This window comes from Rhodococcus sp. BP-316 (genome assembly GCF_019836105.1).
GTDB lineage: Bacteria > Actinomycetota > Actinomycetes > Mycobacteriales > Mycobacteriaceae > Rhodococcoides.
In genome coordinates, this window is record NZ_JABUEE010000002.1 from 545,194 (window position 1) to 559,076 (window position 13,883).

Annotated in this window: 15 protein-coding genes; 13 read left to right on the plus strand and 2 right to left on the minus strand. The window is 70.4% G+C overall.

Annotated features, from left to right (window positions below):
• Window positions 1-42: 42 nt before the first annotated feature.
• The 7 genes from HQ312_RS05970 to HQ312_RS06000 all read left to right on the plus strand — a co-directional run bounded on the left by HQ312_RS05970 (window position 43) and on the right by HQ312_RS06000 (window position 5,648).
• Window positions 43-783: a MerR family transcriptional regulator gene (locus HQ312_RS05970; protein ID WP_261782110.1), complete on the plus strand. Its 741-nt coding sequence runs from the start codon at window positions 43-45 to the stop codon at window positions 781-783.
• The gene (locus tag HQ312_RS05975; protein WP_027504500.1) at window positions 780-1,631 is read left to right on the plus strand and encodes a thioesterase family protein; all 852 of its coding nucleotides are present in this window, start codon (window positions 780-782) and stop codon (window positions 1,629-1,631) included. The genes HQ312_RS05970 and HQ312_RS05975 overlap by 4 nt, the downstream gene beginning before the upstream one ends.
• A gap of 61 nt (window positions 1,632-1,692) precedes the next feature.
• Window positions 1,693-2,508, plus strand: coding sequence for a pyrroline-5-carboxylate reductase (proC, locus tag HQ312_RS05980; protein WP_056441616.1), 816 nt, complete (start codon window positions 1,693-1,695; stop codon window positions 2,506-2,508).
• Between the two features lie 123 nt (window positions 2,509-2,631).
• Window positions 2,632-2,877, plus strand: coding sequence for a helix-turn-helix domain-containing protein (locus HQ312_RS05985; RefSeq protein WP_027504502.1), 246 nt, complete (start codon window positions 2,632-2,634; stop codon window positions 2,875-2,877).
• Window positions 2,878-3,140: 263 nt separating this feature from the next.
• Window positions 3,141-3,242, plus strand: a complete 102-nt coding sequence (locus tag HQ312_RS05990; protein WP_003402602.1) for a 30S ribosomal protein bS22 — start codon at window positions 3,141-3,143, stop codon at window positions 3,240-3,242.
• 193 nt (window positions 3,243-3,435) lie between these two features.
• Entirely contained in the window at window positions 3,436-4,545 is a 1,110-nt protein-coding gene (locus HQ312_RS05995) for an NAD-dependent epimerase/dehydratase family protein (protein WP_155956935.1), read from the plus strand.
• Window positions 4,542-5,648, plus strand: a complete 1,107-nt coding sequence (locus tag HQ312_RS06000) for a lysophospholipid acyltransferase family protein (RefSeq protein ID WP_222638074.1) — start codon at window positions 4,542-4,544, stop codon at window positions 5,646-5,648. The genes HQ312_RS05995 and HQ312_RS06000 overlap by 4 nt, the downstream gene beginning before the upstream one ends.
• On the opposite strand, the gene HQ312_RS06005 is transcribed toward HQ312_RS06000, so the two are convergent.
• Together HQ312_RS06005 and HQ312_RS06010 are read right to left on the minus strand one after the other, a co-directional pair.
• Entirely contained in the window at window positions 5,645-7,135 is a 1,491-nt protein-coding gene (locus tag HQ312_RS06005) for a phytoene desaturase family protein (RefSeq protein WP_308123815.1), read from the minus strand. The genes HQ312_RS06000 and HQ312_RS06005 overlap by 4 nt on opposite strands.
• A gap of 50 nt (window positions 7,136-7,185) precedes the next feature.
• Window positions 7,186-8,151, minus strand: coding sequence for an HAD family phosphatase (locus HQ312_RS06010; protein ID WP_222631034.1), 966 nt, complete (start codon window positions 8,149-8,151; stop codon window positions 7,186-7,188).
• 180 nt (window positions 8,152-8,331) lie between these two features.
• On the opposite strand from HQ312_RS06010, the gene HQ312_RS06015 reads away from it, so the two are divergent.
• The 6 genes from HQ312_RS06015 (at window position 8,332) to HQ312_RS06040 (ending at window position 13,854) form a co-directional block, all read left to right on the plus strand.
• Complete coding sequence (locus HQ312_RS06015; protein WP_222638076.1) at window positions 8,332-8,592, plus strand: glutaredoxin family protein; 261 nt, start codon at window positions 8,332-8,334, stop codon at window positions 8,590-8,592.
• Window positions 8,593-8,792: 200 nt separating this feature from the next.
• Window positions 8,793-9,674 carry a redox-sensing transcriptional repressor Rex gene (locus tag HQ312_RS06020; protein ID WP_037184687.1) on the plus strand — a complete coding sequence of 294 codons (882 nt, stop codon included), beginning with the start codon at window positions 8,793-8,795 and terminating at the stop codon, window positions 9,672-9,674.
• Window positions 9,671-11,065 (plus strand): glutamyl-tRNA reductase, encoded by a 1,395-nt coding sequence (locus tag HQ312_RS06025; RefSeq protein ID WP_056441625.1) that lies wholly within the window; start codon window positions 9,671-9,673, stop codon window positions 11,063-11,065. Before HQ312_RS06020 ends, HQ312_RS06025 begins: the two co-directional genes overlap by 4 nt.
• A 29-nt stretch (window positions 11,066-11,094) precedes the next feature.
• Window positions 11,095-12,093, plus strand: a complete 999-nt coding sequence (gene hemC, locus HQ312_RS06030) for a hydroxymethylbilane synthase (RefSeq protein ID WP_222638119.1) — start codon at window positions 11,095-11,097, stop codon at window positions 12,091-12,093.
• Window positions 12,086-12,295 carry a hypothetical protein gene (locus HQ312_RS06035; protein WP_155956936.1) on the plus strand — a complete coding sequence of 70 codons (210 nt, stop codon included), beginning with the start codon at window positions 12,086-12,088 and terminating at the stop codon, window positions 12,293-12,295. The genes hemC and HQ312_RS06035 overlap by 8 nt, the downstream gene beginning before the upstream one ends.
• A complete protein-coding gene (locus HQ312_RS06040) occupies window positions 12,292-13,854 on the plus strand; it encodes a bifunctional uroporphyrinogen-III C-methyltransferase/uroporphyrinogen-III synthase (protein WP_027504509.1) in 1,563 nt (520 codons plus the stop codon). Before HQ312_RS06035 ends, HQ312_RS06040 begins: the two co-directional genes overlap by 4 nt.
• The last annotated feature ends 29 nt before the right edge of the window (window positions 13,855-13,883 follow it).

Sequence of the window (13,883 nt, forward strand, 5' to 3'; positions counted from 1 at the left end):
TAGTCGCACTATCCACTGTGGTCTAGAGTTCGACCGGTGCGCATGTCCGAGCTGGTCGAACGATCCGGGGTCCCGCGACCCACGATCAAGTTCTACCTCCGCGAAGGGCTCCTCATGCCCGGGGTCGGCGCGGCGACGGTGTCCGAGTACACCGACGAACACCTCGACCGCCTCCGCTTGATCAAGGCCCTGACCGGCGCCTCCCTTCCTCTCGGACGGATCAGGACGGTGCTCGCGGCCCTCGACGAGGCGACCGGCGACGTCCATCCCGCGATGAGCCGGGCACTCGGTGCGCTCCCGCCCTACCTCGACGACGCGGGGCAGGACGGAGTCGACCCGGGTCCGGCGCCGCGTACCTCGCGGATCCTGGAACGGCTCGGCCACGCCGCCGCCGATCTCCCGACCGACAGTTCGGCAGCTCGTCAGCTCGACCACTCCCTCGCCGCCGCCGACGCTGCGGGCGTCCCGCTATCCGACGACGACGTCGTCGCGTACGCCCGTGCCGTGCGCGTGATCGCGGAGGGGGAGTGGGCGCGGGTGCTCGACCACACCGAGCCACGCGCCGCCGTGCGCTTCGCCGTCCTCGGGACGGTGCTCTACGAACCGGTGGTCACCGCCCTGCGCCGCCTCGCGCACCACGACCTCGCCCAGCAGCACTTCGCCCCGACCGGCCTTCCCGACCGACTCGCCCGGCCGGCCTCCGGCCTTCCCGACCAACTCACCCGGCCGGCCTCCGGCCTTCCCGACCGGCCCCACCCGACGACAGATTCGAGCGACCAGTGACCGACGCCCCGTTCCGCACCCTCACCACACTCGATCGCACCGACACGGATCTGTTCGAGGGCAGCATCGACCCGACGTGGACCATCGGCCCCAAGGTGCACGGCGGCGCCATGATGAGTGTCTGTGCCGCGGCCGCCACTCAGCGTCTCGCGCTGGACGACGACCCGATCGAGCTCACTCCGCTCGCAGTCAGCGCCAGCTACCTCGCGGCGCCCGATCCCGGCCCGGTGACGGTCGAGACGACGGTGCTCAAGCGTGGTCGGCGCGTGGTGCACGTCGACGCGGTGTTGCTGCAGAACGGTCGTCCCGCGGTGCGGAGCGTGGTCACGCTCGGCACGCCGGACAGCGGAGCGCCCGTGCACCAGGAGCACGAGTCGTCCCTGGCGTCGGTCCTCGACATGGCCGTCGAGCCGCCGGACTCGGCCGCTCGAGTGGCGCCCGGTCACCCGATGGCGGACGTCGTCCACGTCGCGACGGGCTGCGACATGCGTCTCGATCCCACCGCCGCGCACTTCCTGACCGGCGCGCAGGGGTCGGCGGAGATCCGCATGTGGGTCCGGCCGCGGCCCGACGACGAGAACGATCCCGTCACCGCGGCGCTGTTCGCCATCATGGCCGGCGACATCTGCCCGCCCGTGACGATGAATCGCGGCCTCTTCGGCTGGGCTCCGACGGTCCAGCTCACGACGTACCTGCGTCACACCCCGGCACCCGGCTGGCTGCGCGTGAAGTCGTCGAGCACCGTGCTCGGCGGTTCCTGGTTCGAGGAGGACCACACCATCGTCGACTCCACCGGTGCCGTGGTGGTGCAGAGCCGACAGCTGGCCATGGTGCCGCTCGCGACCTGAGCCCGACCGAGGGACCGCGACACCCTGCCGATCGCCACCCGCGGCATGGCACGCTGAGCGCATGACGAGAATTGCGGTGATCGGCGGCGGCCGGATCGGTGAGGCGTTGATCGCAGGACTGATCGAGGGCGGGTTGCCCACCGGCAACGTGGTGCTGGCGGAGAAGTACCCGGCCCGCGCGGACGCGGTGGCCACCCAGTTCGGCATTCGGACCACCAGCGTGATCGACGCGATCGAGGGCGCCGACGTCATCGTCGTCGCGGTGAAGCCCGACGACGTCGACTCGGTGATCACCCAGATGTCCAAGGCCGAGCTCAACGGGGAGCGCGAGCAGATCATCGTGACGATGGCCGCCGGCGTCACCGCGTCGCGCTACGAGCCGAAGCTGCCCGCGGGCATCCCGATCGTCCGTGTCATGCCCAACACCCCGATGTTGGTGGGCGAGGCGATGAGCGTGCTGGCCCCCGGCCGCCATGCCCGCTCGGAGCACATCGAGACGGTGCGCAAACTGCTCGGCACCGTCGGGAAGACGGCCGTCGTGTCCGAGGACAAGATCGACGCGGTCACCGCCGTCTCCGGATCCGGACCCGCCTACTTCTTCCTCATGGCCGAGGCCATGATCGACGCCGCCGTGGGTCTCGGACTGCCTCGCGACACCGCCACGACACTGGTCGTCCAGACGATGGTGGGCTCCGCGGCGATGCTCGATCGCTCGGACGAGTCACCGCAGGAGCTCCGCGCCGGTGTGACGTCTCCCGGCGGCACCACGGCGGCGGCCATCGCCCAGCTGGAGCGAAAGGGCTTCCGAGCTGCGCTTCTCGACGCGATCGACGCCGCCAAGGCGCGGGGAACGGCTCTCGGTTCACCGGTCGAATAAATATTGGTCCCCCCACCCGTCGCTTTTGTCACTCGAGTCCCGCTAAGCTCGCTGCAGCACGTGCGTGTCTGTTCTGCCGGAGGGGAAGCCGGCAGCGCGGGCGTGCCGGAGGTATGTGGATTTATGGAATCCGTCAACAAGCCGTCCGGGTCGAGCAAGAGCTCGTCCCACGACGGCCAACCGGCTGTGGCCGGAACCCAGTTCCTCACGGTGGCAGAAGTTGCCTCACTGATGAGGGTGTCCAAGATGACCGTGTACCGCCTGGTGCACGGTGGCGAACTGCCCGCCGTTCGTGTGGGCCGTTCGTTCCGAGTGCATGCGAAGGCGGTGCACGACTACCTGGAGACGTCCTACTTCGACGCAGGCTGACGCACGCCTCGTCCCGTCTGTTCCACGTGGAACGGTGCATGCCCGGGGAAGGGCATCGGCACGGTTCACCGGAATCGGACGGTTCGGGCGTGCGCCGCTGCTGCGGAGGCCGGTCGAGGGTGGTCGTGTGAGCTGGGTATGATGGGGCTGAGTCGCGTGAGCGCGCAGTCCCGTCACTGCCGTGTCCGCCGACGACCGAACAGCACCAGCAGCGGTATCAGCAGTGCAGCTGTACAGAGACGAAAGAACGCGAGGACACCCGCATGGGTTCAGTGATCAAGAAGCGTCGCAAGCGCATGTCGAAGAAGAAGCACCGCAAGCTGCTTCGCCGCACCCGCGTTCAGCGCAGGAAATTGGGTAAGTGATCCGCTAGGGATCGCGACGACTTCCGCCCGTGAGGATCGAGTTTCGACCGTCCTCGCGGGCGTTGTCGTATCCGGTCCCGCGGGTGTCGCGTGCCGGTTCTTCTCGTGCCGGAGCGCGCACGCGGGGTTCGTGACACCATGGCGTGTGCGGCGCCGCGCGAGCGGTGGCCACGGGAGAAACCGAGGGGGTCTGGTGAGCTCTGACGACACCGGGCGCGACGCTCCACGCGTCGTGCTCGTCACGGGAGCGAGCCGATTCCTGGGCGGATACCTCACCATGCGACTGGCGCAGAACCCGTCGATCGAGCGGGTCGTCGCCGTCGATGCCGTGGCACCCACCAAGGACATGATCCGGCGGATGGGTCGCGCCGAATTCGTGCGGGCGGACATCCGTAACCCGTTGATCGGCAAGGTCATCCGCAGCGCGGGCGTCGACACCGTCGTGCACGCGTCGCTGCTGTCCCGGCCGCCCAGCGGCGGTGGCCGCACGGTGATGAAGGACCTCAACGTGCTCGGGGCGATGCAGCTGTTCGCCGTCTGCCAGAAGTCGCCGACGGTGCGGCACGTGGTGCTGCGCTCGTCGACGGCGGTGTACGGCTGCAGTGCGAAGGATCCGGCGCAGTTCACCGAGGAGATGGGCGCGCGGTCACGTCCGCAGGGCGGCTTCGCCCGCGACGCCATCGAGACCGAGGGCTACGCCCGTGGGCTGGGCCGTCGTCGTCCGGACATCGACGTCAGCATCCTGCGCAACGCCCCCATGATCGGACCCCGGTTGAACGGATCCGTCTCGCGCTACCTCACCTCGCCGGTCACACCGTCGATCCTCGGTCGCGATGCGCGCATGCAGTTGCTGCACGAGGAGGACGCGCTCTCCGCACTCGAACGCGCCACGTTGGCCGGCCCCGCGGGCACCTTCAACATCGCGGCCGACGGCATCATCATGCTGTCGCAGGCCATCCGCCGAGCCGGCCGCGTGGAGCTGCCGGTGCCCATGGCCCTGTTCCGCACCACCGGCAAGGCGGTGATGGGATCGCTGATGCGCGACTTCTCGGCGGAGCAGCTCGACTACTTCAACTTCGGATGCGGGGTGGACACCACCCGGATGAAGAACGTCCTCGGATTCACCCCACGGTGGACCACCGTGCAGGCGTTCGACGACTTCGTGCGCGGAGTCGCGCTGACGCCGGTGATCCGGCGTGAATGGGTCGACGCGATCGAGAATCGCGTCATCGGACTGTTGGGCGGTGCAACCTCCGGGGCGCACCCGTCGCCCGTGTCGTTGCCGGCCGGAGCGGGAAGGTGAACGACGTGGCCAAAGTGATTCCGCTGCACGGTAAGTCGTTCGATCGCCTCCGGCAGTCCACGCCCGACGGTGGGCCACGCGCCGGCAGTGACCCGGCGGACGTCCGCGGTCGGCACCCCTCGTCCTACGCGTCCCCGTCGCCCTCGCCCTCGATGGTGCCGAGTGTCGAGGCGCCGACGCCTCTGGTCGTGCCCGAGACGGCAGCACCGCATGCGACGCCGGACGTCGGCGAGTTCCCGTCGGCCGTCGAGTCGGTACGGCGTGCGCTCGTCGACCGTGTCGCCGGGGGAGCGGACTTCCTGCGGACGCGCCTGTCGGGCGACTACGAGGTCGACGAGTTCGGTTACGACCCCCACTTCGCCGATTCCGTCTGGCTTCCGGCGTTGCGACCGCTGTTCGAGAAGTGGTTCCGCGTCGAGGTGCGCGGGATCGAGAACGTGCCCGCCGAGGGCGGCGCTCTGGTGGTCTCGAACCACGCGGGTGTCATCCCGATCGACGGACTCATGGCCTCGGTCGCGATGCGGGATCACCACCCGCAGCACCGCGCGCTGCGCATGCTCGCCGCGGACCTCGCGTTCGAGACCCCGCTGGTCGGCAGCATCGCGCGCCGCGCCGGCCACACCCTGGCCTGCCAACCCGACGCCGAGCGACTGCTGCGTGGCGGCGAGGTCGTGGCGGTGTTCCCGGAGGGGTTCAAGGGCATCGGCAAGCCGTTCAGTGAGCGCTACAAGCTGCAGCGTTTCGGCCGCGGTGGCTTCGTCTCCGCCGCGCTGCGCACCCAGACGCCCATCATCCCGTGCTCGATCGTCGGGTCCGAGGAGATCTACCCGAAGATCGGTGACCTGACGACGCTCGCACGCGTCCTCGGCATGCCGTACTTCCCGGTCACGCCGCTGTTCCCGCACTTCGGTCCGCTGGGTCTCGTCCCGCTGCCGTCGAAGTGGTACATCGAGTTCGGCGAGCCCATCGAGACCACGTCCTACGAGCCGTCCGCCGCCGACGACCCGATGGAACTGTTCGAGGTCACCGACCGCGTGCGCGAGACGATCCAGCAGACGCTCTACCGGCTGCTGACCCGTCGCCGGAACGTCTTCCTCGGCTAGAGGGCGTCGGCGATCAGCTCGTCGACGATCTGTGCGGAGAGCGTCACCAGCGGGAGTCCGCCGCCGGGGTGCGACGATCCACCGACCAGGAACAGGCCGGGGATCGGCGAGCGATTGGCGGGGCGCAGGAACGCGGCCGTCGCTCCGTTGGACGACGTTCCGTAGATGGACCCGCCCGGAGTCATGGTGCGGCGCATCAGATCTGCCGGCGAGATGATCTCCCGCCACAGCACCCGCTCGCGCACGTCCACTCCGCGCGCCGCCATGACGTCGAGGATGCGGTCGGCGTAGCCCTCCGACAGTTCGGGAGCGTCCCAGTCGACCAGTGCCGAGGAACCGGTGCCGTGTCGCGGGGCGTTCACCAGGACGAACCAGGCCTCGGTGTCGTCGTCCGGGCGCAGAGCCGGATCGTCGGGGGCGCTGACGTAGACGGTCGGGGCGTCGGCGGGGTGCGCCGGCCGCGTGCGGGTGCCGAAGACGGCGTCGAACTCGGCGTCGTAGTCGTCCGGGAACAGCACCCGGTGGTGCGGGGTGTCGGCGTCGCGGCCCCGCAGAGCCAGCAGGATCACGAAGCCGGACAGGCTCGCGGTGGTCGCGTCGAGGCGCCGCCGGGCGAGCGCGGTGCGCCGCGTGGCGGGGACCAGAGACCGGTAGACCTGCTCGGCATCGGCGTTCGCGACGACGATGTCGGCCGCGACGGGTCCGTGTGTGGTGTCGACGCCGGTGGTGCGTCCGTTCTCGACGCGCACGCCGGTCACCGTGACACCCGTGCGGATCTCCGCTCCGAGCGATGTCGCGCGGTCGGCGATGGCCTCGGCGATGCGGTGCAGCCCACCGGGAACGTGCCACGATCCCCAGCGCTGCTCGACGTGCGGCACCGTGGCGAGGGCCGCCGGGGCGCGCCGCGGATCCGAGCCGGTGTAGGTGGCGTAGCGGTCGAGCATCATCGCGAGTCGCGGATCGGTGAGGTACTGCCGACCCAGATCACGCAACGACGACCACGGGCTGATGGTGCGGAGGTCGCCCACCCGTCGCGACAACGACACCAGTTCGCGGGGGCCGATGGGCGATTCGAGGAACGCCTCGTGGGTGGCGTCCCAGATCTGCTCCGCACGCTCGGAGAACCGGGACCACTGCGCACCGGCACCGGCTCCGAGCGCCGAGTCCAGAGCGGCGGGGATCTCCTCCGCGCGACCGGGCATGTCCAGCTCGGTGCCGTCGGGAAAGCGGTAGCGACACGCGACCGGGAGCCGGTCGAACGTGAGGTCCGACGGCCCACCGGTCTGCGCGAAGAGATCGTCGAACACGTGCGGCATGGTGACCAGTGACGGCCCGGTGTCGAACGAGAAACCGTCCCGCCGGACGATGCCGAGCTTCCCGCCCAGATCGTGCGACTGCTCGAGCACGACGGTCTCGACACCGCGGTGGGCCAGGCGGGCGGCGGTGGCGAGTCCGCCGACACCCGCACCGATGACGACTGCTCTCACAGGTAGGCCGGAGGCCGGTCGGGTGGCGGGTAGGCCGGAGGCCGGTCGGTTCATACGTTGCGTCGGCCGAGCACCGCGGCGACGCCGCCGCCGACGGCACCGAGTGCGAGAGCGGTGGGGACGCCGATCTTGGCGGCTTTGCGGCCGGTGCGGAAGTCGCGGATCTCCCACCCGCGGTTCTTCGCGAGCTCGCGCAGGTCTGCGTCGGGATTGACCGCGACGGCCGTCCCGACGAGGGACAGCATCGGTACGTCGTTGTGGCTGTCGGAGTAGGCGGTGCAGCGTCGCAGGTCGAGGCCCTCGCGCACGGCGAGGGTCCGCACGGCGTGGGCCTTGCCGCGACCGTGCAGGATGTCGCCGACGAGGCGCCCGGTGAAGACGCCGTCCTTGCTCTCGGCGACGGTGCCCAGCGCGCCGGTCAGGCCGAGGCGTTTGGCGATGATGGACGCCAGCTCCACCGGGGTGGCGGTGACGAGCCACACCTGCTGGCCGGCGTCGAGGTGCATCTGCGCGAGAGCACGGGTGCCGGCCCAGATGCGGTCGGCGATGATCTCGTCGAAGATCTCCTCGCCGAGCCGCACGATCTCCGCGGTCGAGCGGCCCTCGACGAAGGACAGTGCCTTCTCGCGGCCGGTGCTGACGTCGCCCAGGTTCTCCTTGCCGCTCACCCGGAACTTGATCTGCTGCCAGGCGAACTCGGAGACGTCCTTGGACGTGAAGTACTTGCGGGCCGCGAGCCCGCGGGCGAAGTGGATGATCGACGCGCCCTGCACCATCGTGTTGTCGACGTCGAAGAACGCGGCGGCAGTGAGATCACGCGGAACCGTACTGACGTGGTCGTCGGCGGCCTCGGCGCTCTCGGCCTGCAGCGCGATGGCGGCATCGGCGCTCGCCTCGCCGGCGAGCTTGGCGCGGATCTGGGCGGCGGTGGGGCCGAGGGGATTGCGGATCCGTCGACGGACCTGCTTCTCGGCCGCCTCCGGGTCGACGAGTCGACGTTCCCGCGACTCGTCCATCACCTCGGGCGACTCGGTGAGTTCCGAATCGGGCGTGACAGCAGCATGTGCGTCGTCCGGATCATGCTGATCGGGCACGGTGCACCTCCCCACCTCGACCGGTCGTCCCACGGGCGCGGGCCGTCCCGGTCCTGCCGATCCACCCTAACCGCGTGCGCGAGGCGGTGAGACACTCGACTCATGACCAGCCCGGTACGCACCGTGACGTTGCTGACACGCGCCGGATGCGGGGCGTGCGACGCCGCCCTGCGCGTGCTCGTTCCCCTGTGTGCGGAGTACGGCGTGGCCTGCGAGTCGGTCGACGTCGACGCGGCGGCCGCGCAGGACCCTGACCTGCGGGCGGAGTACGGGGACCGGCTGCCGGTGGTGCTGCTGGACGGCCGCGAACACAGCTACTGGGACGTCGACGTGCCCCGGCTGCGGCGCGATCTGGAGAACTGACCCGGGCCGCTCGTCACCGTCGGTGCGCGCGGCCGTCGGATCGCCGGGCGCGGGATCGTACTACACGGGTCGGCGACTTTGTTCATCCCTCCACGAGAGGTTACCGTGGAGAGAAGAAAGGGGTCGGCGACGAACCCTGCGTCACAGGTACCACGGTCCTGTGCGTGGCCCGCCGATCCTCGGATGACCGTGGAGACCGCATGCCTGTCATCAGGCGTGCCGTCGGACGAGGAGCCTTCGACGTGACCTCACAACGCCGCCTGCCCGGCGTCGGTATCGCGCGCTCCGGCGCGGTGTCCGACTCCGGCCGCGACGGTGGTGCTGTCTCTCGTGACGGTGGTGCGGTCTCTCGCGCTGTGCCCCAGGCTACGGTCACCCGATTCGCGGGGTATCTCCGGGTACTGAGTTCGCTGACCGACACCCGAGTGATGATCGTCTCGAGCGAGGACCTCGCGACGGCCGCCGGGGTCGGTTCGGCCACGCTACGCAAGGACCTCTCGTTCCTCGGCCCGATGGGTGTGCGCGGAGTGGGCTACGACGTCGCTCGCCTGCGGGCGCGCATCGAGCTGGCGCTCGGTCTGGATCGCGGTCACCGCGTCGTGCTGGTGGGCACCGGCAACCTCGGCACCGCACTGGTCGGGTACGACGGGTTCAGTCGTCGCGGTTTCACGATGGTCGCCCTGTTCGACAGCGATCCGGCCGTCGTGGGCCGCGAGATCACCGTCGGCAACGCCGACGACGGTTACTCGCAGCTCACCGTTCTGCACGTCGATCGGCTGGTCGAGGTCGCCGCCGAGCTCGGCGCCACCGTCGGCGTCGTCGCCACGCCGGACGCTGCCGCCCAGTCCGCCGTCGACGCCCTCGTCGAGGCCGACATCGACTGCATCCTCAGTTTCGCGTCCACCGATCCGGTGACCCCCCCGCACGTCGATCTCCGCCGCGTCGATCTCGCCGTGGAGCTGCAGGTCCTCTCGTTCGCGAACGCCCACAAGGCACCGCGCATCCGTCCCGCCCGCCCGGTCTGTCGTGATCCCCGGACGGTCACCCCCGCTAGTAGAAACGGATCGGTGATAGCACCGTGAGTGTCCTTCTCCTCGGGATTTCGCATCGAAGCGCTCCCGTCTCGGTGCTCGAACGTATCGCCGTCAGCGACACGGAACGCCCGAAACTGACCGACGAGATCATGATGTCGCCGCATGTCTCCGAGGTCATGATCGTCTCGACGTGCAACCGCGTCGAGGTGTACGCGGTGGTCGACGCCTTCCACGGCGCCCTGACCGATCTCGGTGCACTGTTGTCCGAGCACTCCGGTCTCGAGCTCGCCGAGCTCACGAAGTACGCCTACGTGCGCTACAGCGAGGCCGCGGCCGAGCACCTGTTCGCCGTCGCCGGCGGACTCGACTCGATGGTGATCGGTGAGCAGCAGATCCTCGGGCAGATCCGTGCCGCCTACGCGGCGTCGGACGCTCAGCAGGCATCGGGCCGCGCGCTCCACGAGCTGGCGCAGCAGGCGCTGCGCGTGGGCAAGAAGGTCCACTCCGAGACGGGCATCGACAAGGCGGGAGCCTCCGTGGTCTCCGTCGCGCTCGATCGCGCCTCCGACGTGCTCGGTGGTCTCGCGGGCAAGAAGGCCGTCGTGCTCGGCGCCGGCGCGATGGGCGGTCTCTCCGTCGCTCATCTGACGCGCACCGGCATCGGCAGCATCGCGGTCGCCAACCGCACCCAGAGCCGCGCGCAGCACCTGTCCGAGACCGCGGCCGCGGGCGGCGTGACGTCGTTCGCGATCACACTCGACCAGCTCTCCGCGACGGTGGCGGACGCCGACATCCTCGTCACCTGTACCGGTGCGGTGGGTGCCGTCGTGACCATCGCCGACGCCCATCGTGCGCTCGCGCAGCGCGACACGCAGGCTCGCCCGCTGGTGATCTGCGACCTGGGCCTGCCCCGCGACGTCGAGCACGCCGTCGCCGGCCTGCCCGGCGTGACCGTCCTGGACATGGAGTCGCTGCAGCACGATCCCGCGGCCGGCGCCGCGGCGTCCGACGAGCGTGCGGCCCGCGACATCGTGGCCGCCGAGCTCGCCTCCTACCTGTCCGGACAGCGCCTCGCCGAGGTCACCCCGACCGTCACGGCGCTGCGTCAGCGGGCCGCCGAGGTCGTCGAGTCGGAGCTCATGCGGCTCGACTCGCGACTGCCCGATCTGGCCGACCCGCAGCGCGACGAGGTTGCCCGCACCGTGCGCCGCGTCGTCGACAAGCTGCTGCACGCGCCCACCGTGCGCGTGAAGCAGTTGGCCACCACGCCGGGCGGTGACTCCTACGCCGAGGCGCTCCGGGAGCTCTTCGAGCTCTCGCCGAGCACGGTGCAGGCCGTCGCGTCGCCGATGGAGGTCGCCACCGCCGTCGACACGGACAATCCCACCGCCGCCCTCGCGGACGACTTCACCCTCTCCCACGAGCGGGGTACGGAATGATCGCGAACGCCGCTGCGCTGGGTGATCGCGTGGTGCGTATCGGTACCCGCGGCAGCTTGCTCGCCACGACGCAGGCCGAGACCGTCCGCGCTGCCATCACGGCCGCCGGTGTCCGCACCGAGCTGGTCGTCGTGACCACCGCGGGCGACAAGTCGGCCGCACCGGTGCAGGAGATCGGCGTGGGCGTCTTCACCGCCGCCCTCCGGGAAGCATTGGCGGACAAGACCATCGACGTCGCCGTGCACTCCTACAAGGATCTTCCGACGGCGGAGGACGAGCGTTTCACCATCGGCGCGATCCCGCAGCGCGAGGACGCGCGTGACGCCCTGGTGGCGCGCGACGGACTGGTGCTCGGCGAACTGCCCGCCGGTTCCACCGTCGGCACGTCCGCACCGCGGCGTATTGCCCAGCTGCGCGCACTCGGCCTCGGCCTGGACGTGCAGCCCCTGCGCGGCAACCTCGACACCCGCATCGGCAAGGTCACCAAGGGTGAGCTCGACGCCGTCGTCGTGGCCCGTGCCGGACTGGCGCGGATCGACCGTCTGGACGTCGTCACCGAGGCTCTCGAGCCGGTGCAGTTCCTGCCGGCTCCCGCTCAGGGGGCGCTCGCAGTGGAGTGCCGCTCCGACGACCACGATCTGGCCTCCGTGCTCGCGACCCTCGACGATCCCGCGGCCCGCGCCTCGGTGACGGCGGAGCGGGCCCTGCTCGCCGAGCTCGAGGCCGGCTGCACCGCTCCGGTCGGGGCCATCGCCGAGGTCGTCGAGTCCATCGACGAGGACGGCCGAGTCTTCGAGGAACTGTCCCTGCGCGGCTGCGCCGCCGCGGTGGACGGCTCCGACGTGATCCGAGCCTCCGCAGTGGGGCCCGTCGACGACGCCGACGGCATCGGCCGCCGCGTCGCCCGTGAACTTCTCGATCTCGGCGCCCGAGACCTGGTCGCCGTCACCGAGCCCTCCAGTTCGTCCACCGCCGCCTCGACCCAGAGACCGGGCGGTACCGAGAAAGGCGAGTCGATCGATGCGTGAGCAGAGGGCGCTGAGCGTCGTCGGGACCGCGAGCCGACACAGACGTGGCGGCCTGCCCGGGCGACGCGTGACACCCCGTCCGGGACGGTACGAGCGCATCGCCACATCGCGGTTGATCCCCAAGCGGGGTCCCGCCACCGAGATCGAGATCCGCTTCCGCGACAAGTACGCGGAACAGACTGCACTGGAGAACGAATCATGAGCCGAGTCCGCAAGAACACCCCGGGACGGATCCTGTTCGTGGGCTCCGGACCGGGCGACCCGGCCCTGCTCACCGTCCGGGCGAGGGACGCGCTGGCGATCGCCGAGATGGCCTTCACCGATCCCGACGTCGACAAGGGTGTCATCGCCCTGGTGGGCACCGCAGTCCCGGCCGACGCCGAGACGGGCGAGAACGGCGTGGACGTGCGTCCGGCGCTCGGCGAGCCCGCCGAGGTGGCCAAGACGCTGGTCGCCGAGGCGAAGAACGGCCACGACGTGGTGCGGCTCGTCTCGGGTGATCCGCTGACCACCGACTCCGTCATCGCCGAGGTCACCGCCGTGGCGCGGACCCAGGTGCAGTTCGAGGTCGTTCCCGGCCTTCCCGCGGGGTCCGCGGTGCCGAGCTACGCCGGCATGGCTCTGGGCTCCGAGCACACCGAGGCCGACGTCCGGGGCGACGTCGACTGGGCGTCGCTCGCCGCGGCACCCGGACCGCTCGTCCTGCACGCGACGTCCGGCCACCTCGCCGAGACCGCCAGCGCGCTCGTCGAGCACGGCCTGGCCCCGCAGACGCCTGTCGCCATCACCGTCCGCGGTACGACGCGTCAGCAGCGCACCGTCGAGGCGACCCTCGCGACGCTGAACGACGCGGGATCCGAGCTCGTGGGATCACTCATCGTCACGGTCGGCAAGGTCGTCTCGCAGCGCAGCCGGATGTCCTGGTGGGAGAGCCGCGCGCTGTACGGCTGGACCGTCCTCGTGCCGCGCACCAAGGACCAGGCCGGCGAGATGAGCGAGCGTCTGGTGACGCACGGCGCCATCCCCATCGAGGTGCCGACCATCGCCGTCGAGCCGCCGCGCAGCCCCGCGCAGATGGAGCGCTCGGTCAAGGGACTCGTGGACGGCCGCTACCAGTGGGTCGTCTTCACCTCCACCAACGCGGTGCGCGCGGTGTGGGAGAAGTTCGAGGAGTTCGGACTCGACGCTCGCGCGTTCTCCGGCGTCAAGATCGCCTGCGTCGGCGAAGCGACGGCCGAGAAGGTCCGCTCGTTCGGCATCAACCCCGAGCTCGTCCCGTCCGGCGAGCAGAGTTCCACCGGGCTGCTCGAGGACTTCCCGCCGTACGACGAGGTCTTCGACCCCGTCAACCGGGTCCTGCTGCCGCGCGCCGACATCGCGACCGAGACTCTCGCCGAGGGCCTCCGCGAGCGCGGCTGGGAGATCGACGACGTCACCGCGTACCGCACGGTGCGCGCTGCGCCGCCGGCCGCCGAGACCCGCGAGATGATCAAGACCGGCGGCTTCGACGCCGTGTGCTTCACGTCGAGCTCCACCGTGCGCAACCTCGTCGGCATCGCCGGCAAGCCGCACGCGCGCACCCTCGTGGCGTGCATCGGACCGAAGACCGCCGAGACGGCCGTCGAGTTCGGCCTGCGTGTCGACGTGCAGCCCGAGACGGCTCAGGTCGGACCGCTGGTCGAGGCACTGGCCGAGCACGCTGCACGACTGCGCGCCGAGGGTGCACTGCCGCCTCCGCGCAAGAAGTCTCGTAGGCGCTGACCCGCCCGTGCGCCCTTTGCGCATCCAGG